Origin of the sequence: Acinetobacter oleivorans DR1, from assembly GCF_000196795.1 — a bacterium.
In the GTDB taxonomy this organism is placed as follows: Bacteria; Pseudomonadota; Gammaproteobacteria; order Pseudomonadales; family Moraxellaceae; genus Acinetobacter; species Acinetobacter oleivorans.
Window position 1 is genome coordinate 24,876 of record NC_014259.1, and the last position, 20,493, is coordinate 45,368.

General features: G+C 40.1%; 14 protein-coding genes. 7 read left to right on the forward strand and 7 right to left on the reverse strand.

Annotated features, from left to right (window positions below):
* Positions 1-60: 60 nt before the first annotated feature.
* Complete coding sequence (locus AOLE_RS00110; RefSeq protein WP_081399233.1) at positions 61-762, reverse strand: TIGR04219 family outer membrane beta-barrel protein; 702 nt, start codon at positions 760-762, stop codon at positions 61-63.
* A gap of 641 nt (positions 763-1,403) precedes the next feature.
* Between AOLE_RS00110 and AOLE_RS00115 the strand changes: the two genes are divergently transcribed.
* A complete protein-coding gene (locus AOLE_RS00115) occupies positions 1,404-2,882 on the forward strand; it encodes a sodium-dependent transporter (RefSeq protein WP_005300319.1) in 1,479 nt (492 codons plus the stop codon).
* Between the two features lie 12 nt (positions 2,883-2,894).
* Positions 2,895-3,038, forward strand: coding sequence for a methionine/alanine import family NSS transporter small subunit (locus AOLE_RS19605; RefSeq protein ID WP_004790262.1), 144 nt, complete (start codon positions 2,895-2,897; stop codon positions 3,036-3,038).
* 39 nt (positions 3,039-3,077) lie between these two features.
* Here the strand turns inward: AOLE_RS19605 and rsmB are convergent, their stop codons facing one another.
* A complete protein-coding gene (gene rsmB, locus AOLE_RS00120) occupies positions 3,078-4,382 on the reverse strand; it encodes a 16S rRNA (cytosine(967)-C(5))-methyltransferase RsmB (protein ID WP_013196514.1) in 1,305 nt (434 codons plus the stop codon).
* Positions 4,379-5,341: a methionyl-tRNA formyltransferase gene (gene fmt / locus AOLE_RS00125; RefSeq protein WP_013196515.1), complete on the reverse strand. Its 963-nt coding sequence runs from the start codon at positions 5,339-5,341 to the stop codon at positions 4,379-4,381. The genes rsmB and fmt overlap by 4 nt, the downstream gene beginning before the upstream one ends.
* A gap of 348 nt (positions 5,342-5,689) precedes the next feature.
* Here fmt and ilvD point away from each other — a divergent pair, with 348 nt between their 5' ends.
* From ilvD to AOLE_RS00140, 3 genes are all read left to right on the forward strand, one after another.
* Entirely contained in the window at positions 5,690-7,519 is a 1,830-nt protein-coding gene (gene ilvD / locus AOLE_RS00130; RefSeq protein ID WP_013196516.1) for a dihydroxy-acid dehydratase, read from the forward strand.
* 320 nt (positions 7,520-7,839) lie between these two features.
* Positions 7,840-9,129: a hypothetical protein gene (locus AOLE_RS00135; protein WP_005300333.1), complete on the forward strand. Its 1,290-nt coding sequence runs from the start codon at positions 7,840-7,842 to the stop codon at positions 9,127-9,129.
* A 78-nt stretch (positions 9,130-9,207) separates the two neighbouring features.
* Positions 9,208-9,939, forward strand: coding sequence for a sulfite exporter TauE/SafE family protein (locus tag AOLE_RS00140; protein WP_013196517.1), 732 nt, complete (start codon positions 9,208-9,210; stop codon positions 9,937-9,939).
* Here the strand turns inward: AOLE_RS00140 and AOLE_RS00145 are convergent.
* The 4 genes from AOLE_RS00145 to AOLE_RS00160 all read right to left on the reverse strand — a co-directional run bounded on the left by AOLE_RS00145 (position 9,936) and on the right by AOLE_RS00160 (position 15,989).
* Positions 9,936-10,838, reverse strand: a complete 903-nt coding sequence (locus tag AOLE_RS00145) for a LysR family transcriptional regulator (RefSeq protein ID WP_013196518.1) — start codon at positions 10,836-10,838, stop codon at positions 9,936-9,938. The genes AOLE_RS00140 and AOLE_RS00145 overlap by 4 nt on opposite strands.
* A 79-nt stretch (positions 10,839-10,917) precedes the next feature.
* Positions 10,918-12,213, reverse strand: a complete 1,296-nt coding sequence (locus tag AOLE_RS00150) for a solute carrier family 23 protein (RefSeq protein ID WP_013196519.1) — start codon at positions 12,211-12,213, stop codon at positions 10,918-10,920.
* A gap of 297 nt (positions 12,214-12,510) precedes the next feature.
* Positions 12,511-15,195 (reverse strand): phosphoenolpyruvate carboxylase, encoded by a 2,685-nt coding sequence (gene ppc, locus AOLE_RS00155; RefSeq protein ID WP_004790246.1) that lies wholly within the window; start codon positions 15,193-15,195, stop codon positions 12,511-12,513.
* A gap of 170 nt (positions 15,196-15,365) precedes the next feature.
* Positions 15,366-15,989, reverse strand: coding sequence for a TetR/AcrR family transcriptional regulator (locus AOLE_RS00160; RefSeq protein WP_013196520.1), 624 nt, complete (start codon positions 15,987-15,989; stop codon positions 15,366-15,368).
* A 149-nt stretch (positions 15,990-16,138) separates the two neighbouring features.
* On the opposite strand from AOLE_RS00160, the gene AOLE_RS00165 reads away from it, so the two are divergent.
* Positions 16,139-17,245 (forward strand): efflux RND transporter periplasmic adaptor subunit, encoded by a 1,107-nt coding sequence (locus AOLE_RS00165; RefSeq protein ID WP_005300346.1) that lies wholly within the window; start codon positions 16,139-16,141, stop codon positions 17,243-17,245.
* A complete protein-coding gene (locus tag AOLE_RS00170; protein WP_013196521.1) occupies positions 17,242-20,367 on the forward strand; it encodes an efflux RND transporter permease subunit in 3,126 nt (1,041 codons plus the stop codon). The genes AOLE_RS00165 and AOLE_RS00170 overlap by 4 nt, the downstream gene beginning before the upstream one ends.
* Positions 20,368-20,493 lie beyond the last annotated feature (126 nt).

The following is a 20,493-nucleotide window of genomic DNA, read 5'->3' on the forward strand; positions in this document are numbered from 1 at the left end:
AAAAGGACTCTATTAAGAGTCCTTTTTTATATAGGAAGGAAATTTCGAACCCGTGCCAAGTTAGAAATGGGCTTCTAAACCGACATAAGGACCCTTAAATTCAAATTTAAGATCATTATTATCGTAGTCATCTAAATCAATATTGAGTACGCGATATCCTGCTGTTAAACCAAGATCAATGAGTAGATTATCTGCAAATTTATATTTTACTTCTGCTAATGCATCTGTGATTCGTGCATCATCAAAGTTTGTATAAGTTGCTTCACCTTTAGCACTTAAGCCTGTAAATGGAAGTTTGACTTCACCAGATAAATAAGCAATAGGATATGTTTTATCAATATCCACGCGTTTACCAGTATAAGCAGTAATATCACCATTTAGTACAGTTGCACCAAGCCCAGCATCTACACTCACAATATTGTCTAGTAACTCATAATAGAGAATAAAATCGCTATGATCTAAATCAACTTTATAGTTAGCTTGACCTAGAGTTTCTGATTTAGTTTGAGTATCTAAATTTACATAACGTATTTTTGCATTTGGAATAAATGGGATTGGGTGTTCTATTGCCAATGAGAGTTGAGCACTACCTTTTTGATCTAGATCTTGATCATCAGGAAATTGAGAAGACATATTCGCTTTACCATCGTAAAACCAGTAGCCGACATCTCCCTTTACTCCAACAAAATCTGCTTGAGCAAGGCCACTTAAGCCCATCCCGAGCGTTAATAAAGATATTTTTAATATTTTCACTTTGAACATCCGCATAAAAGAAATCTTTGAACGCATCATATAGACATCTTGCTACAGATGCATTGATAAAAAATATGAGGGTGAAGCACATATTATTAATAATTTTTCTAAGCTAGATAAAATATTAATTATTTCAAATAATTAATATTTAACGTTTTCATTTGAATGACATTAGCCCTCTACAGATTTTAGTATAAATTTTGTCATCTAAAAAATGGGTATTATCAAATTTTAATTGGAAATTGAGCAAGAAATTAATGGATAAGTCGAGTAATTAAATAGATCTTTTTAGTGTTTGGAAGAAAATGTCATTGAACAATATTGTCTGACTATTTGATTTAAACTTAAAGATTAGCTGAAAAATAACCAATTGTGAAAAAAACTTAAAAAATTCGTAAAATTTCTGATGGAAATTACAGTAAAAAGAAATAAAAACAGGTATTGTTCAGCTATATAGGGGCAAAAAATGGACAAAAATCTTTAAGGAAGAATTTTCTATTTTTGCTTGTTTGAAATGAAAATAAAAATACTCACAAGGTGCCTTTTATTCTCAATCAAACACAAAAGTATTCTTTGGTTCTTTTTTTGCATGCGGAATAACAATCAACAATAGCAGTAAAAATAAGCAATCTTTTAACATTAGGTGTTTTATGACAGATTCTCGTGAAAACTGGACGTCACGATCTGGTTTTATTATTGCAGCCGTTGGTTCGGCTGTAGGCTTAGGTAATATTTGGCGCTTTCCATACGTTGCTTATGAAAATGGTGGTGGTGCGTTTCTTATTCCTTATCTATTGGCACTCATTACTGCTGGTTTACCGTTACTATTTTTAGATTATGCGGTCGGTCATCGTAGTACTGGTTCACCTCCAAAAGCATATCGGGCCTTATTTAAAGGTGGAGAAACATTAGGATGGTGGCAGGTTTGTGTCTGTATCATTATTGGTTTGTATTATGCGAGCGTTTTGACATGGGCAGGTAGTTACGTTTACTTCTCTATTGGTCAAATGTGGGGAAGTGATCCGGAAGGTTTCTTCTTTAATACCTACCTACAAACCTCAAAAGCGACTGGTTTTGATTTACAGTTTGTAAGTCATTTATTCTGGCCGATTGTTGGAATTTGGGCACTTACTTTAATCATTCTTTATGGTGGGGTGAAAAAGGGTGTGGAATTATCCAATAAAATTTTCATGCCATTATTATTCATTCTCTTCACTATTTTGGTGATTCAGTCATTGCGTTTACCTGGTGCAGTTCAAGGTTTAAATGCATTCTTTACGCCAAACTGGTCAGCAATGATGGACTATAAAGTATGGTTAGCCGCTTATGGTCATACTTTCTTTTCATTATCTGTTGGTTTCGGGATCATGGTTACCTATGCATCTTATTTAAAACCAAAAACGAATTTAACTGGTTCTGGCTTAATCGTTGGTTTTGCAAATGCATCAACTGAGATTTTGGCAGGGATTGGTATTTTTGCTGCTCTTGGTTTTATGGCACATGCAGCGGGTACTGATGTTAAAGATGTCGTGAGTGGCGGAATTGGATTAGCATTTATCGCATTCCCTAAAATTATTTCAAGCTTAGGTGCAGGGGCTGATTTATTTGGTCTTTTATTCTTCTCTTCACTTTTCGTCGCAGGTATTTCTTCGATGGTTAGTATTTTGGAAGTGCCTATTGCAGCAATGCAAGATAAGTTGAAATGGGGCCGTAAAAAAGCTGTAACGATTATTGGTGGTGGTAGTGCACTTGTATCAATTATTTTATTCTCAAGTGTAAATGCAATTAAGCTGGTTGATATTGTTGATCACTTTATTAATAACATCGGTATTATCGGTGGTGCATTAATATCAATTATTAGCGTAGCTTGGTTTAAACGTTCAGCGCTTAAAGAACTTAGTGACCATATAAATCGTATCTCAACCATTCAAGTTGGTAAGGGATGGGATTTCACTTTAACGGTTATTACATCTTTAATCTTGTTAACTACACTCTGTATGACTGTTTTTAATTTGATCAAAAATGGCTATGATACTTATAGTATGAGCTTACAAGGTGTATTCGGCTGGGGCAGTGTGATTTTCTGTGCGGTCGTTGCAATCGTGCTAAGCAAAATGAAAGATCGCTAGGAGGATAAAATAATGAATACTTCGGCAATCGTGATGATGGTGATTTCGATGGTGTTTTTATGGGGTGGGTTGGCTTTATCCATTCTACATTTATCGAAACATCCTGAAGAGTTAGATGACGTTTTAGAAGATGTAAAAGATCAGCATACGCTTTGATGCTGATCTAATAAAAAGCAGGCTTTAAGCCTGCTTTTTTTATGCAATTTTTTGAATTTTACAATAATAAAATCCATCGCCAGACTGTGCTTGCGGTAATAATTGTCGGCCATGAATTTGTTCAAGTCCCCAATTCGCTTCAATCTTAATTTCTTTTGCATCACTATGTTCTGCAAAGAAATTTATCATCTGCTGTTCATTTTCAGCTTTTAAAACTGAACAGGTAATATAGAGCAATGTGCCTCCAACGTTGAGTTGTTGCCACATGTGTTCCAAAATTTGCTTTTGCAGTTCAATCGTTTGAGCTATGTCGCTAGATTGGCGCAATAGGCGTATGTCAGGATGACGACGAATAACGCCTGTAGCGGAGCAAGGTGCATCGAGCACAATACAATCTACTGGTTCTGCGGGAACCCATTGGGTTGCATCGGCTGCCAAAATTTCTGTTTGACTTTGATCAAGTGCTAAGCGGTTTAAATTTTCAGTTACACGGATTAAACGATTAGAATCTTGGTCAATAGCAATGAGCTGAGCCGGTTTAAACTTTTCGAGTAAATGAGCTGTTTTTCCACCGGGAGCTGCACAGGCATCAATTACTGTTTTATTATTTAGATCTGGCAATAATATTACACATAGTTGAGCATGTTCATCTTGTACAGAAAACCATCCCTCTTCAAAGCCGGGTAGCTGGGTAATTTGTACAGATTGTTCAAGAACAATACCTGCTTCAGACAGAGTACAAGCACGGGCCTGAATATCTAGACTTTGTAATTTTGCTAAATAAGCATCACGACCAATATGACGTTGGTTAACTCGTAAGGTTAAAGGTGCGACTTGTTTTAATGATTGGCAAAGAGATTCAGTTTGTTCTCCCCAATCCTTTTTTAACCTTTTGAAAAGCCAACTTGGTAAGCCATGCGCTTGCTGTAAACCTTGCTGAAAGTCATCAGTTTCACGAGTAGCTCGGCGCAAAATAGCATTCACAATACCGCCGAGTGCAGGAAATCCAAGTTGTTTGGTGGCATCTACTGTTTCTGATATGGCAGCGTGCGCTGCAATACGCGTGCATAAAACTTGATAAAGCCCAACATACAGACAGGTTTCAACAGTTTCATTATTTAACGGTTTGCTGAGCAAAGGTAGGCTAATTGATTTAAGTGCAAACCATTGGCGGAGCGTACCTAGAACAAGTTCATGAAATAGTGCGCGATCACGTTCTGCAACTTGATTCAGCTGTGTATTTAAAATACTAGCAAGTGATTGCCCTTGCTGGACTTTTAATAACGTCTGAACGACTTGAGCACGTAAGTTAAATCGTGACGAATTTGATGAAACCTGACTCATGGTAGAATTTGTCCTACGTGAAGTTTTTGAGTTTGTGCAATTTGTTGTGCATTCATTGCTTTACCACCCGGCCATTGCACGCTGGTCAGACAAATAAAAGAGTTTTGGCCACAAGCAACATGTACGCCCTGTTTATCAATCGCGATAATTTCACCAGCTTGGGCATTTGCTTGGTTCTGAGTAGATGTGGTTGAGTTCCAAACACGCAAAGCATTATTTTCATCTAACTGAATGAATGCAACTGGCCAAGGGTTGAACGCACGAATATTTCGGTCAAGTTGAACAGCATCATTTGACCAGTCAATACGAGCTTCTGATTTCACTAACTTATGTGCATAGACAGTTAGGCTTTCATCTTGAACTTCACGTTCTGCCAAATATTTTTTTAGCGTTTCTTCTGACTCGAGTACGTCACAAATTGCTGTTGCGCCTTGAGCTGCGAGTTTGTCATGTAAAGTCGCTGATGTATCTTCGGCTGTGATGGGACAGTAGGTTTTATACATCATATCGCCTGTATCTAAACCAGCAGCCATTTGCATGATTGTGATTCCGGTTTCTTCATCACCTGTTGCAATCGCACGCTGAATTGGTGCTGCACCGCGCCAACGTGGTAATAATGAGCCGTGGATATTTAAACAGCCATATTTAGGCATATCTAGCACAGCTTGTGGAAGAATTAAGCCATAGGCTGCAACGACCATCACATCGGCACCTAAAGCTGCAAGTTCTTGTTGGGCTGCGAGCCCTTCTTCTGTAGATGCTTTAAAGTGAAGTGGTTGATAAACAGGGATACCATGTTCAAGCGCAAGCTGTTTTACAGGAGATGGCGTTAGTTTTTGTCCACGGCCTGCTTTACGATCTGGCTGGGTGTAAACGGCGATAATTTCATGGGAAGTTTTTAATAATGCCGCCAATGCTGTTGCAGCAAATTCGGGGGTGCCAGCAAAAATAATTTTCACAAATGCAATCCAAAAAGAGTTTATGGGTAGTATACGTGAAAAACGTTTGAAGCCCTAAACTCATGGCTATTGAGAGATTTGATTTTTAAATAGTGAACAAAAAATTATTCAAAATTTTTTATTGATAAAAAAAGGTTATGAAAAAATAAAAAATTATTCATGTAAGTTTTGCTAAATATTGACTGACTATTACTGTTCTTGGCTTTCCGAATATTATTTGCTTCTATAGAATGGAGAATGATCAAATTATGATGATGAGTCAATATTCCGACTGATCTAACGCTATATCAGTATCATTCAGCCAGAGTGGGAGAAATTCCGCTCAAGCACAACTTGTTGGAAACACTAATGCCTGACTATCGTTCAAAAACATCGACACACGGAAGAAATATGGCTGGCGCACGTGGCTTATGGCGTGCAACAGGAATGAAAGATGAGGATTTCGGCAAACCGATTATTGCGGTGGTCAACTCATTTACTCAATTTGTTCCGGGCCATGTACATCTTAAAGATTTAGGGCAACTAGTCGCAGCAGAAATTCAGGCGGCAGGTGGTGTTGCTAAAGAGTTTAATACGATTGCTGTAGATGACGGGATCGCAATGGGGCATGACGGCATGCTTTATTCATTACCATCACGTGATTTGATTGCTGACTCAGTCGAGTACATGGTGAATGCACATTGCGCTGATGCCATGGTATGTATTTCTAACTGTGACAAAATTACTCCGGGAATGCTCATGGCTGCGATGCGCCTGAATATTCCAGTTGTTTTTGTGTCTGGCGGACCAATGGAAGCGGGCAAGGTCAAGTTCCGTGGTAATGAAAAAGCGATTGACCTTGTTGATGCAATGGTTGTTGCGGCTGATGAAAGTTATACAGACGAAGAAGTTGAAGAGTTTGAACGTTCGGCTTGTCCAACATGTGGTTCATGTTCAGGTATGTTCACTGCAAACTCAATGAACTGTTTAACTGAAGCTTTAGGTTTATCTTTACCGGGTAATGGTTCGATTGTTGCGACACATGCAAACCGCAAGAAACTATTCTTAAAAGCAGGCCAACTTATTGTTGAATTGGCTAAGCGCTATTACGAACAAGAAGATGCAAGTATTCTACCTCGTTCAATTGCAACCAAGGCTGCGTTTAAAAATGCGATGACCCTTGATATTGCAATGGGTGGTTCAACTAATACGGTTCTACATTTATTGGCTGCAGCAAGTGAAGCAGAAGTTGATTTTACCATGGACGACATTGACGAATTGTCACGTCGAGTTCCTGTATTGTCTAAAGTAGCGCCTGCAAAACAAGACGTTCACATGGAAGATGTTCACCGTGCGGGTGGCATTATGGCCATTTTGGGTGAGCTTGACCGTGCGAAATTACTTGATGTATCTGTACCGACTGTACACGAGAAAACTTTAAAAGATGCGTTGGATAAGTGGGATATTATTCGTACTGAAGATGCAGATGTATATGAGTTCTATCGCTCATCTCCAGGTGGTGTTCCAACTCAAGTTGCCTTCTCGCAAAATCGCTATTATTCAACATTAGATGGCGACCGTGAAAAAGGCGTTATTCGCAATGCAGAACATGCTTTCTCTAAAGATGGTGGTTTAGCAGTTCTATACGGCAACATCGCGCTTGATGGTTGTATCGTGAAAACTGCGGGTGTTGATGAATCGATCTTGAAATTTACGGGCACAGCGCGTGTATTTGAGAGCCAAGATGCTGCTGTAGATGCAATCTTGGGTCATGATATTAAAGCTGGTGATGTTGTTGTTATTCGTTATGAAGGTCCACGTGGTGGTCCGGGCATGCAAGAAATGCTTTACCCAACCAGCTACCTTAAATCGAAAGGTTTAGGAAAAGACTGTGCATTGGTGACAGATGGTCGTTTCTCTGGTGGTTCATCAGGTCTTTCGATTGGTCACGTTTCACCAGAAGCGGCTGAAGGTGGTGCAATTGGTTTGGTTGAAGATGGCGATACTATTGAAATCGATATTCCAAACCGTACGATTCACTTAAACGTTGATGATGCGACTATGGCGCACCGTCGTACAGTTCAAGAAGCGAAAGGCTGGCATCCGAAAGAAGAACGTAAACGTAAGGTATCAAAAGCGTTAAAAGTTTATGCAATGCATACAACAAGTGCAGCGAAAGGAGCTGTACGCGTTCTATAAAATATTCAATTTTATTAATTGAATAGAAACTATGCATCCATTTGCACGATGAATTATTATCATGCTGATGGGTGCATTTTTTACATCTGTTCGAAAAAATAGGCTTGTAGATGAGGGTGTTGCAAGTCATTCTATGGGTTTGCTATAAAATGATGATAAAATCTTCACCGATGCAGGAATACGTGCAATAACATGAACTTTGTTCTGTGTAAGCAGAGCTCTTCAGCATTTTGTATATGAAGTTTCTGCGGTACTTTGTACTGCGATCAAAGCAGTTTTTTGGTCTTGCTTAGGATTTATTTTTTAGAGGCTCTACTCTCATGTCACTGCTACGCCGTTGGTTTGACCCTATCCGATCGAGTTGGTTTTACCAAAAACCTTCACGTCAAGCGGTGTTACCCACGGAAAATGGTTTAAGTATTTATTTACGACTTGATGATGTGTATAGCTATTTAGCTGTTCAGCAACTATCTCAGCTCGATGAGATTTTAAGTGATGAACTTAAGCCCTTAAAAATTATTATTTCCCATACGGCTTCTGAACCTCCAAATGCTATGTCGCATGAAGAATGGCAAAATTATTGTTTGAATGATGCCAAAATATTAGCCAAACAACACCGTTTTGCTTTTGATGAGTTTCCAGAAATACCAAGCCAAGAATCTTTAAAACAAGCCGCCGTCATATTAAAAAGAACCCCATTACAAGGCCAGAATTTCTTACATTTACTCGAAGATATTTTTCACATGCTTTGGCAGCAGCAATACGGAAAGCTACGTACTTTGCATGCCATGGCAGTTAAACATCAGCTTCCTCAACATTTTTCAGAACGTATTTTTACGGATGAGCCTGTACCGGCAGCTTACTTTGAGTTTGGTGGACGTAAATATCATGCGGTAGATGATTTATTACGTTTAACCCGTCGTCTAAAACAGCAAAAGTTACTGACTGGCAATCCGATCTTTTTAATTAATCATATTGAATGGCGTGAACATTTAATTAATGATGCTGAGGCACTTACCGAAATTCAGACACTTCATCCTGAACTTGATTTATATATTGCCTTAGAAGATCCAATGAGTTGGCTGTTGCTTGCTTATATTAAGGAAGAACTGGCTGATTATTATGATATTCAATTAAAAGTTTACCCTTTAAGCTACCAAGGCCGAGACTGGTTTGATTGGAGTTTGGCAACACGTGTTTCTAAACGAACAGATGTCGCTTTTACTCCTTTTTGCCGCCCTACCGAAGAAAGTGCGCTTGAAATGGCAAAGCTTTTCTATAGTGTGCAGGAAAATCAGCAAATCGATACGATTTTTACGATCTTGCAGGCCGTTTGGACAAAAGGCAAAGATTTATCTTTCCAAAAGCATTTCCAAGAATTACAGCATCAGCTGGGAATTGAGCAGTTAACCGAGCAGGATGTACCAGCTGTTTTGGCACAAAATGATGCTTTTTGCAAAGATAAGCATCAGCCTGATTTACCAGTTCTAGAGTTGCGTATTGATGGGCAAAGTTATGTATTTAATAGCTTGTACCGCGTTTGGATGATTGAAAGTATTTTTAGTAATGTTTTAGAAGAAAAATACAAAACGGCCTCAACTTCTAATTGAGGCCTACTCCTAAAAACAAGAATAGGGCAAAACCTGTTTTTTCCGTAGCATAACTATGTAGGGAATCGGAGATAAACAGTGACTTTTTTAGTAATTATTATGATGGTGTTTGCCTTTGCTGGCATGATTAAAGGCATGATTGGCCTAGGGTTGCCCGCAGTATCGATGGGCTTACTCACCATCGCAATGAGTCCTTTTCAAGCAGCCTCTTTACTCATTGTTCCTTCAATGGTCACCAATGTTTGGCAGCTTTTTGCTGAAGGACATGTCTGGGCTTTTATTCGCCGTTTCTGGACCTTACTCATAGGTATTGTGGTCGGTTCAATATGGAGTTTTCTACCGACTTTAAGTCAAAGCCATGGGCACAGTAGTGAGATTTTATTGGGCTGTATGTTGGCCTTATATGGCCTTTATGGACTGTGTGTCAAAAAGCTTCCACATTTAGGGAAACATGAGCGCTGGTTATCGCCGATTATTGGATATATTGGTGGGGCAGTGACCGTAGCAACAGGCGTTATTATTATTCCGATTGTTCCTTATTTGCAGTCTTTGCATTTAAAACGTGACGAGTTGGTTCAGGCTTTGGGATTAACCTTTACGGTGTCTACCATTTGTCTTGCGGTGTTTTTACACCACAACCCAATTTCAGGAATAACACTGGATTATCGGTTATCTTTTGCGGCTTTATTTGCTGCACTCGTTGGAATGTGGTTAGGTAAAAAAATTCGCTATCGACTCAACGAGCAGTTATTTCGTCGTATCTTTTTTATAGGTTTGGTGTCATTAGGGCTTTATATGATTTTGCATTAAGCCGTTTTTTCAGGACGATGCTGCAATAAAAAATCTGCAAACTGTTGGTAACTCCTAGGCAGCTGGTTGAAGTTTTGTGTGGCTAAAAGGAGTTTACGATTTGCCCATGCACCTAGCAGTTGAATGGAATGAAAATCATAATCTGATTGCAAACGCTGTGCCGCACGAGCTGGCATAATCGCAATTCCCACACCTTTGGCGACAACCTCAGCAATTGCACTAAAGTTAGGTAAGCGCAAACGGTACTGTATGTTAAAGCCTAGTAATTTAGCTTGGGTTTCGATGGACTGTTGCAAAGAGTGATGGGGTTTAAGGCCAATAAAACCATAGCTTAGAGCCTCTACCAAATTCAGCTCTTGGTATTGAGCTAACTCATGTGTAGCGGGGCAAATCAGAACTAAAGGATCACTCGCAAATTCCTTAGTTTGCAAATGTCTGGTATCAAAAAAACTTGAGACTAGACCGAGACTCGCAATTCCTTGGGTTAATGCATCTACAATTTCTGAGCTTTCTGCCTCATGTAAATCAATATTCATTTCGGGATGAAGCACCAGATATTGCGGTAATAACGTAGGCAAATATTCACTTTGAGCAGAAGAGTTACACCAAAGCGTTAATGCCTCTGTGGTAGGGTGCCTAAACCGCTGCATTTCTTGTTCGAGTTGATCTTTTTGTGCTAAAAGCTGACGAGCATGTTCTACAAAAGCATGTCCAGCTGTGGTGAGTTCTACCCCAGTGGTTTGGCGAATAAATAAGGGTGTCTCAAAATACTGTTCGAGTTTTTTTATACGCTCGCTCGCTGCTTGAAGTGAAATCGCAGAGCGATCAGCACCTTTAGTTAGGCTACCAGTCGAGACAATATGAAGAACCAACTGTAAATCAAAAAAATCAAAACGCATGATAGGAACGTATTGAAACGCAAAAATTCATCATACTAAATCGTAATCAAAAAAGGCAGCTTATGCTGCCTTTTTTGATTTAGGTTTTATCTTTTAAACTAAACAACCAATTTAGAATAATGGCTGCAAATGTTGCTGTACCAATGCCACCTAAATTGAAATTGCCAAACATTAATTCAAAATTTCCTGCACCTAAGATAATTGTTACAGAAGCAACAATCAGGTTTTTATTGTTAGAAAAATCAACTTTGTTTTCAATCCAGATTTTTGCGCCGGCAATGGTAATTAAACCAAACACGACAATAGATGCGCCTGTTAAAACAGCACTTGGAATCGTACTAATTACCGCGCCAAATTTTGGAGATAGGCCTAAGAAAATGGCGAAGACACCAGCAATCACAAAAACAATGGTTGAGTACACACGAGTGACTGCCATGACTCCAATGTTTTCGCCGTAAGTAGTCATCCCCGGTGCACCAACACTACCAGAAAGAGTGGTTGCTAAACCATCTGCAACAAATGCTTTGCCTAATTGCGGCGTCAGGTTTTCACCAGTCATTGCACCTACTGCTTTAATATGACCTAGGTTTTCTGCTACTAAAATAAGCGCAACTGGCGCAATAATTAACATAGCCTTAGTATCAAAAGTAGGATGTGAAAAGCTTGGAATTCCGAACCATGCAGCCTGTGAGATTTGGCTAAAATCGATTGGTTTACCAAAACCTAGACCATTAGTGGTGATAGCATAAATTGCATATGCCAAAATTAAACCGACCAATAGAAGCAAACGTTGCAATAAGCCGCGAGTAAAGACTGCAATACTACCCATACAAAGTACGGTAATTAAGGCCATCCACATTTCAAATGGTTGGCCTGCAACACCTCTAATGGTAACGGGTGCGAGGTTTAGACCAATAATCATCACAATGGCGCCAGTCACCACAGGCGGCATGAGTTTTTCAATCCAGCGTGTACCCGTAAGCATCACAATAAAACCGATAATGGCATAAAACACACCACATGCTACGATTCCGCCTAAAGCCATCGAAAGGTTTGGATTGGCCCCTGAACCTGTAATATGTCCAGTTGCTGCTGCAACCACACCAATAAATGCAAAACTTGAGCCTAAGTAACTCGGAACACGACCACCCGTAATTAAAAAGAATAGGATGGTACAGATACCAGACATTAAAATGGCAAGGTTAGGATTAAAGCCCATGAGTAATGGTGCTAAAACAGTTGCTCCAAACATGGCAAACGCATGTTGAATACCTAAAATAGCACTTTGAACTGGAGGGAGATATTCGTTGGTAGAGACCGGTCGGTGGTCAATATCACCTTGGTAAGGCTGCCATTTTGGAAACCAATTGGACATAAAATAAGCTCGTTATTCTTTAATTGGTGCCATGATACTCTTTCTTGAGAGTGCATTTAATCTCTAGAGAGAAGTATGTTAGTGAAAAGTAATTATTTTTTAATGATTGGTATAATTTTATGAATTCTAAATATAAGTAATTAGTTATTTTTTTCTCATAAAGACTAATTTTTTGATTTTAAAAAAATATTCAAAAAAATAGAAAATCAGAGAAAATTTAAGAAAAATAAAGAATTTTGCAAGTAAAAAGCAGTACATCAAGATGCACTGCCTTGTTAAACAATCGGTAAAATTAGCTTAGCCTGTATTGCGTAAACCAGCAGCAATACCCGCAATACTCACCATAAGTGCATGGTCAACAGGTGTGTTCTCTGCCTGACGCTCAGCAAGATAATCACGGCGGCGTTTCATGAGTTCAGCCTGTAAAAGATGCAAAGGAAGTAAGTATGGTTTACGAACCTGCATTGATTGATCAAGAACTTCGTTGTTACTAAGAAGCTTTGATTCATCTTTCAATTTAAGTAGTGTTTCAACAGCATCTTTTAAGCGCTGACGTAATTGATTACCGAGCACTTTTAAATCTTCATCGTCAGTCAAATGGGACTCGTAATAGAGTGCAATGTTGGCATCGGATTTAGACAATACCATTTCCAACATATCAATAAGCGTCTGGAAATAAGGCCATTGCTGGAGCATTTCATCAAGCGTTGCTTTTTGCTGATCGGCAATCACTTCATTAATTGCTGCACCAGTACCTAGCCATGCAGGTAACATCAAACGGATTTGGGTCCATGCAAATACCCATGGAATCGCACGTAAAGACTCAATACCCCCACTCACTTTACGTTTTGCTGGACGTGAGCCTAATGGCAACATTTGTAATTCGAGTTCAGGCGTAACCGTCCGTAAGTACTTCACAAAATGTGGATTTTCACGCACTGTCTGGCGATAAACCTTAACGGAGTGATCTGTCATACGGTTCATGATTTCACGCCACTCGGCTTTAGGCTCTGGTGGCGGTAATAAGGTCGCTTCGAGTGTTGCTGCGGTATAGATTTCAAGGTTTTGCATGGCAATTCCTTCTAAACCGAACTTGAAGCGAATCATTTCACCTTGTTCTGTGACACGGATTGCACCAGAGATCGAACCCGGCGGCTGTGAAAATAGTGCCTGTTGTGTTGGAGCTCCACCGCGACTAATTGAGCCACCACGGCCGTGGAACAGCGTCAACTGTACGCCGTGTTTTTGAGCAATTGCAGTTAGCTCTTCTTGAGCACGATATTGCGCCCAGTTAGCTGACATGAAACCAGCATCTTTTGCAGAGTCGGAGTAACCGATCATCACTTCGTGTTTACCCTGAATGTGCTGTTTATACCAATGCATATTGAACAGCGTATTCATGGTTGTTGCAGCGCCATCTAAATCTTTTAAAGTTTCAAATAGAGGAACTACACGTAAAGGGTGCTGAATACCTGCTTCTTTTTGCAATAACAACACCGCTAAAACATCACTTGGATATTCAGCCATCGAAATAATATAAGCGCCTAAAGACTCAGGCGGTTGGTCTGCCAAAGTACGCATGGTTGCAAATACTTCTTGGACATCTGGGTGTCCAATCAAACTGCCTTCAGGTTCATTAATATATTTCGGTAAAAGCGGGCGCTTGCTCTGTAATTCCTGAATCAGGAAGTTTTGGCGCGCTTGTTCAGTCCACGATTCAAAATTACCTAAACCTAAATATTCGGTAATTGCTGAAATCGCTTGGCGATGACGACCTGATTCTTGGCGAATGTCGAGTTTAAGTAGTTCAATACCAAAACAGTTCACACGATAAATAAAGTCGAGGAGTTGACCATTCGCAATTTCAGGTAAGTTACTGTCGATTAAAGAGCGATAACAAAGCAATAGGGGTTGTAAAAGCTCATCTTTGCTTTTAATGACATTGCTGTCGTCTGCTTCTAAGCCTTGTAAGCGCTGTGCTAACCAGTGGCGAGTCGCTTTTAAGCGTTCGCGTGTAGCACGTAAATATTCACGATAAGGCTCTGCATGTTGGTTACCAATAGCCTGAATCATTTCTTCAGAACAGGTTTGGATTGAAAGTTCCCAACGTAAGTTTTCGATATCTCTTAGGTAAAGGTCGGCAGCTTGCCAGCGTGATAACCACAGTACTTCTTGAGTGATTTGGTGAGTAACATTTGGGTTGCCATCACGGTCTCCACCCATCCAAGAAGCAAAGCGCACTGGCGCAATGTTAAGGGGTAAGTTTTGTTGGCAATTATCTTGAACCAACTCATTTAATTCACGAATAAATTTAGGTACAGCATTCCAAAGTGTTTGTTCAATGGTTGCAAAGCCCCATTTTGCTTCATCAACAGGGGTCGGGCGGTGCTGGCGAATTTCATCTGTTTGCCATGCCGAACTGATTTGTTGCTTTAAGTTGGCAAGTGCATTTTGTCGTTCACGCGGAGTAAGTTTTTGCTGATCAAGTTGAGAAAGACAAGCATTGATATCATCATATTTTTGAATCAGGGTACGACGACTCACTTCAGTTGGGTGCGCCGTAAGTACTAACTCAATATTGAGATCACAAATTTGCTGGAACAGTTTTTCTGTCGAAATACTTTTATCTTTAAATTTTTGAAATAGGTGAACAAGTGGATTTGGAGAATTAGCCTCCGAATCAAATTCTGCCTGTCTGCGACTACGAACCACATGGTATTGCTCGGCAATATTGGCAAAATTTAAAAAATGAGAAAAAGCGCGGGTAAGAGGCAATAGCTCTTCATCGGGCAATTCTAAAAATAATTGTTCTAATTGCTTTTCGGCTTCAGCTTGACCATCACGTGCACCTTTTGCAAGAGCACGGATTTGCTCGATCTGATTAAACAGTTCTTGTCCTGCATGTTGTTTTAGGGTTTCACCTAACAAATTGCCAAGTAAACGGACATCCTCACGCAGTGGCGCATCGATTTGCTGAACCATGCTATTTTCTCCTGTTCTTATTCTTATCGAATATAGCGCGATTAACAAACATTCCAAGCTTTGAGCGTAAGAAAATGTGAATTTTTGCTTAAAAAATAACATTTAATTCGCTTATGGCGTCTTAAAAGTAGACATGCACTCAGTGCGACTTTTGGCAATCGGACTTTGGTTTAATTCCGATATTTGAGCAAAAATAAATGAATTGCATCTCTAATAATGTGTTCTAGCTCTTCTGCGTTTGGTACGGCAATAATTCTAAGTAGAACCTTATGGTGACGTACACCAAGCAATAAAGTTAAAAGAAGCTCTGTTTGATAAATTGGATCATCGGCTTGGATAAACCCTAATTCAGCTGCTTTTTGGAAGAATGCGGCTAACTGATTTTGAAGTCGTGTATGTGATGCATCAAAAAACTGTTCAGCTAAAGGGCTTTGTTCTGCTGCGAGTTCAAATAATACATGTTCTAGCTTTAGTGCTTCAGGTGAATAAATAATCTGTAAAGCGCGTGAACAGACAATAAAGAGTGCTTGATAAAAGTCTACCGATGCATCTAATTCAAATTGTTTAGGATTCAGTGTCTCTTCACAAGTTTGTGTAATTGCACAGATAAACAGGTTCGCTTTGTCTTGAAAGTGATTATAAACCGTGAGTTTAGTGACACCTGCTTCCTGTGCAATCTGGTTCATGCTGGTACCGTGATAGCCAGATTTTAAAAAAATAGCTTTCGCGGCTTGTAAGATACGAGCACGTTTTTCCAGATCTTTGGGGCGACCACTTTGATTAACTGTTTGCACAAAATCCTCTGATAAAAATTTAAAAAGAAAGCAATTTATAAGTTTTTCTTTAATTAATGTACCCATGGGTATATTAATTAAAAAATAAACAATTTATGATGCAAGCATATTGTGCCTTAAAAAATCAGTTTGAATAAGAGCGATAAGATATGAATCTGTTAAAACCTCTCATCATGAGTATGGTGATTGTTTGTACGGTCACATTAATGGGGTGTAGTAAAGAAGCTCCCAAAACAGAAGAAATACCCTATGTGATGGTGGCCCAACCCTTAACTACTCTCAATGAACAAAAAAGCTATGCAGGGGATGTGCAGGCCAGACAGCAAACAGCTTTAGCATTCAGGGTCGGTGGACAGGTTACGGCACGTTACGTGGATGTAGGTGATCGAGTTAAAGTCGGACAAGTTTTAGCAAAGCTTGACGTGGCAGATGCTCAGCTACAATTAAATGCCGCTAAAGCCCAACTGGACAATGCACAGGCTTCAGCAAAAACAGCAGCTGACGAACTTAAACGTTTTCAGCAATTATTGCCGATTAATGCGGTGAGTCGTTCGCAATTCGATACGGTAAAAAATCAATATGACGCTGCGCAAGCGGCTCTACAGCAAGCTCGTTCTAATTATGAAGTTTCTGCAAACCAAACTGGTTATAACCAACTCGTTTCTAATAAAAACGGGGTGATTACTGCACGAAACATTGAGATTGGACAAGTGGTTGCTGCGGGCCAAGCAGCTTATCAACTGGCCATTGATGGAGAGCGTGAAGTTGTCATTGGTGTGCCAGAACAAGCGGTTTCCGAGATCAAGGTTGGCCAAGCAGCTTGGGTGACGTTATGGTCTAAACCGAATGACCGATTTGCTGGTTATGTGCGTGAAGTTTCCCCAGCAGCGGATCAGTCTCGTACATTTACAGTGAAAGTTGCACTCAAAGAAGGTCAATCTGCTATTCAGCTTGGACAAAGTGCACGCGTATTTTTTAGCTCGACTCAAACCAATGTGATGAGTGTGCCACTTTCGAGTGTTTCAGCAACAGATAATCAACCTTATGTGTGGGTGGTTAATGCGAACCAGACTTTGCGTAAAGTACCTGTAACGATTGGTGCATATGGCAAAGATAGTGTACCTGTGTTATCTGGATTGGCTCCAAACGATTGGGTTGTGATCGGCGGCGTACATTTGCTACGTGATAAACAGAAGATTCATCCGATTGATCGTGAAAACCGTGGGGTGAAAATTCAGGGAGCAACCCAGCCATGAAATTCAATCTCTCGGAATGGGCATTAAATAATAAAGGCATAGTCCTTTATTTTATGCTGTTGCTTGGCATTATCGGTGCAATCTCTTATTCAAAATTATCACAAAGTGAAGATCCACCCTTTACCTTTAAAGTCATGGTGGTGCAGACTTATTGGCCTGGGGCGACTGCCAAAGAAGTTTCTACTTTAGTTACTGACCGTATCGAAAAGGAACTCATGACAACAGGGCAGTATGACAAGATTATGGCTTACTCCCGTCCAGGCGAGTCGTTAGTCACTTTTGTAGCGAAGGATTCACTTACTTCTGACAAGATTCCTGATGTTTGGTACAACGTTCGTAAGAAGGTAAATGATATACGCCATGAGTTGCCAAATGGTGTACAAGGTCCATTTTTCAATGACGAATTTGGAGACACTTACGGCAATATTTATGTACTGACAGGCAAAGACTTTGACTATGCACTTCTTAAGGAATATGCAGATCGTTTGCAATTACAGCTTCAACGTGTCAAAGATGTCAGTAAGGTTGAATTAATTGGTCTGCAAGATCAAAAAATCTGGATTGAGATTTCTAACACCAAAGCGGTACAGCTTGGTATTCCAGTTACAGCGATTCAAGATGCCTTACAAAAGCAAAATAGTATGGCAAGTGCAGGTTTTTTTGAAACAGGCACAGACCGCATCCAGATTCGGGTAAGTGGTCATTTACAAAACATTGATGAAATTAAGAAAATGCCTTTATTGGTAGGTGATAAAACCATTCAGCTTGGAGATGTCGCTGATGTCTACCGTGGTTTTAGTCAACCTGCTCAGCCACGCATGCGCTTCATGGGTGAAAATGGTATCGGTATTGCTTTATCAATGCGTAAGGGCGGTGACATTATTGCCTTAGGTAAAAATCTCGACACAGAATTTGCCCAACTGCAAAAAACTTTGCCTTTAGGCATGAAGCTTCAAAAAGTTTCTGACCAACCTGTAGCAGTACAACGCAGTATTCATGAGTTTATAAAGGTACTTGCTGAAGCAGTTATTATTGTCTTGTTAGTGAGTTTTTTCTCTTTAGGTTTCCGTACAGGATTGGTTGTCGCTTTTTCTATTCCTTTAGTTTTAGCAATGACTTTTGCGGGGATGAATCTATTCGATGTAGGCCTGCATAAGATTTCACTGGGTGCCTTGATTCTGGCGCTGGGTCTGTTAGTCGATGACGCCATTATTGCCGTCGAGATGATGGCAATTAAGATGGAGCAGGGTTATAGCCGGATTAAAGCCGCCGGATTTGCATGGAAAACAACTGCATTTCCAATGCTTACCGGAACACTGATTACTGCGGCTGGTTTCTTACCGATCGCTACGGCTCAGTCTGGTACAGGTGAATACACTCGCTCTATCTTTCAGGTGGTGACGATTGCCTTATTAGTCTCTTGGGTTGCAGCAGTTTTATTCGTACCTTATTTAGGCGAAAAGCTATTACCCGATTTTACTAAAACAGGTCATCAGGCACCTTGGTATGTCCGTTTATGGGCGAGATTAACCAAAAAACCGCAACCGCAAACTGTGGCCATTTCACAGGACCATCACTACGATCCTTATCAATCTAATTTCTATTTACGTTTTAGAAAGATGGTTGAGTTTTGTGTGACTTACCGTAAAACAGTAATTGCGACGACGGTGGGTGTTTTTGTGCTATCTGTGCTGATGTTTAAGATCGTTCCTCAGCAGTTTTTCCCACCTTCGAACCGTGCCGAGATTTTAGTCGATTTAAAACTTGAAGAAGGTGCTTCTTTAACAGCGACAGAACAAGCTGTGAAAAAGGTTGAAAAATTTCTGTCTAAACAAAAAGGTATTGATAACTATGTGGCTTATGTCGGTACAGGGTCACCACGTTTTTATTTACCGTTAGACCAGCAATTACCGCAAGCCAGCTTTGCACAGTTTGTTGTACTCGCATCATCTCTGGATGATCGTGATGAAATTCGACGCTCGTTAGACAAACAAATTAGGCAATTACTGCCGCAAGTTCGTACTCGCGTGTCATTACTAGAAAATGGCCCTCCTGTTGGATATCCATTGCAATATCGTGTGTCGGGTGAAGATCAAAATCTGGTCCGTCAAGAAGCACAGAAAGTCGCTAAACTGATTAGCGAAAACCCGAATACCACCAATGTGCATTTAGATTGGGGTGAGCCGAGTAAGATTATTTCAATTCAAATTGACCAAGATCGTGCTCGACAAATGGGGGTCTCTAGTGTCGATTTAGCGAACTTCATTAATGCATCAATTACAGGTAGTGCGATTGAGCAATATCGTGAAAAGCGTGAACTCATCGAAATCCGTTTACGCGGCGATCAGAGCGAACGAGTTGAAGTGGCTTCCCTGGCAAGTTTAGCTGTACCAACGAACAACGGAACGACTGTGCCTTTAGCTCAAATCGCTAAAATTGAGTATAAGTTTGAAGATGGTTTAATTTGGCATCGTAACCGCTTACCGACCATTACTGTTCGCGCAGATATCCGCACTCAATTACAACCAGCGACTGTTGTTGGCGAGTTAGCTGAATCAATGGATAAGTTACGTGCTGAACTACCAAGTGGTTATCTGGTTGAAGTTGGTGGAACTGTAGAAGAGTCTGCACGTGGGCAAAATTCCGTTAATGCGGGTATGCCACTGTTCTTGGCTGTGGTCATGACATTACTGATGATTCAGCTCAAAAGCTTATCACGCGCGACTATTGTGTTGTTAACAGCTCCGCTGGGTTTAATTGGTGTGGTTTTATTCTTGCTCCTATTTAACAAACCATTTGGCTTTGTGGCCATGTTGGGCACAATTGCACTCTCTGGCATGATCATGCGTAACTCGCTTATTTTGATTGATCAAATTGAACAAGACAGGCAAGCAGGGCATCCAACATGGGAGGCGATTATTGAGGCGACAGTGCGTCGATTCCGCCCGATTATTTTGACTGCATTAGCCGCAGTTTTGGCCATGATTCCACTTTCACGAAGTATTTTCTTTGGTCCAATGGCAGTTGCGATCATGGGCGGCTTGATTGTTGCCACCTTACTGACATTATTTTTCTTACCTGCGCTCTACGCAGCGTGGTTTAAGGTGAAAAAAACCGCATAAAATACATAAATTTTTTGTGAATAAAGGTGCGAAATATTGAAAACTCCAATATAGTAGCACCTGTCTTTACACAAAAAATACAGGATTATTTCACTGCATAAAAAATAGGCTAAGTGCAGTGAATTG

Excerpts from the sequence above, each read along its gene's own strand:
- AOLE_RS00110 (WP_081399233.1), bottom strand. The coding sequence starts at position 762 with ATGTTCAAAGTGAAAATATTAAAAATATCTTTATTAACGCTCGGGATG.
- AOLE_RS00115 (WP_005300319.1), top strand. The coding sequence starts at position 1,404 with ATGACAGATTCTCGTGAAAACTGGACGTCACGATCTGGTTTTATTATT.
- AOLE_RS19605 (WP_004790262.1), top strand. The coding sequence starts at position 2,895 with ATGAATACTTCGGCAATCGTGATGATGGTGATTTCGATGGTGTTTTTA.
- rsmB (WP_013196514.1), bottom strand. The coding sequence starts at position 4,382 with ATGAGTCAGGTTTCATCAAATTCGTCACGATTTAACTTACGTGCTCAA.
- ilvD (WP_013196516.1), top strand. The coding sequence starts at position 5,690 with ATGCCTGACTATCGTTCAAAAACATCGACACACGGAAGAAATATGGCT.
- AOLE_RS00135 (WP_005300333.1), top strand. The coding sequence starts at position 7,840 with ATGTCACTGCTACGCCGTTGGTTTGACCCTATCCGATCGAGTTGGTTT.
- AOLE_RS00145 (WP_013196518.1), bottom strand. The coding sequence starts at position 10,838 with ATGCGTTTTGATTTTTTTGATTTACAGTTGGTTCTTCATATTGTCTCG.
- AOLE_RS00150 (WP_013196519.1), bottom strand. The coding sequence starts at position 12,213 with ATGTCCAATTGGTTTCCAAAATGGCAGCCTTACCAAGGTGATATTGAC.
- ppc (WP_004790246.1), bottom strand. The coding sequence starts at position 15,195 with ATGGTTCAGCAAATCGATGCGCCACTGCGTGAGGATGTCCGTTTACTT.
- AOLE_RS00165 (WP_005300346.1), top strand. The coding sequence starts at position 16,139 with ATGAATCTGTTAAAACCTCTCATCATGAGTATGGTGATTGTTTGTACG.
- AOLE_RS00170 (WP_013196521.1), top strand. The coding sequence starts at position 17,242 with ATGAAATTCAATCTCTCGGAATGGGCATTAAATAATAAAGGCATAGTC.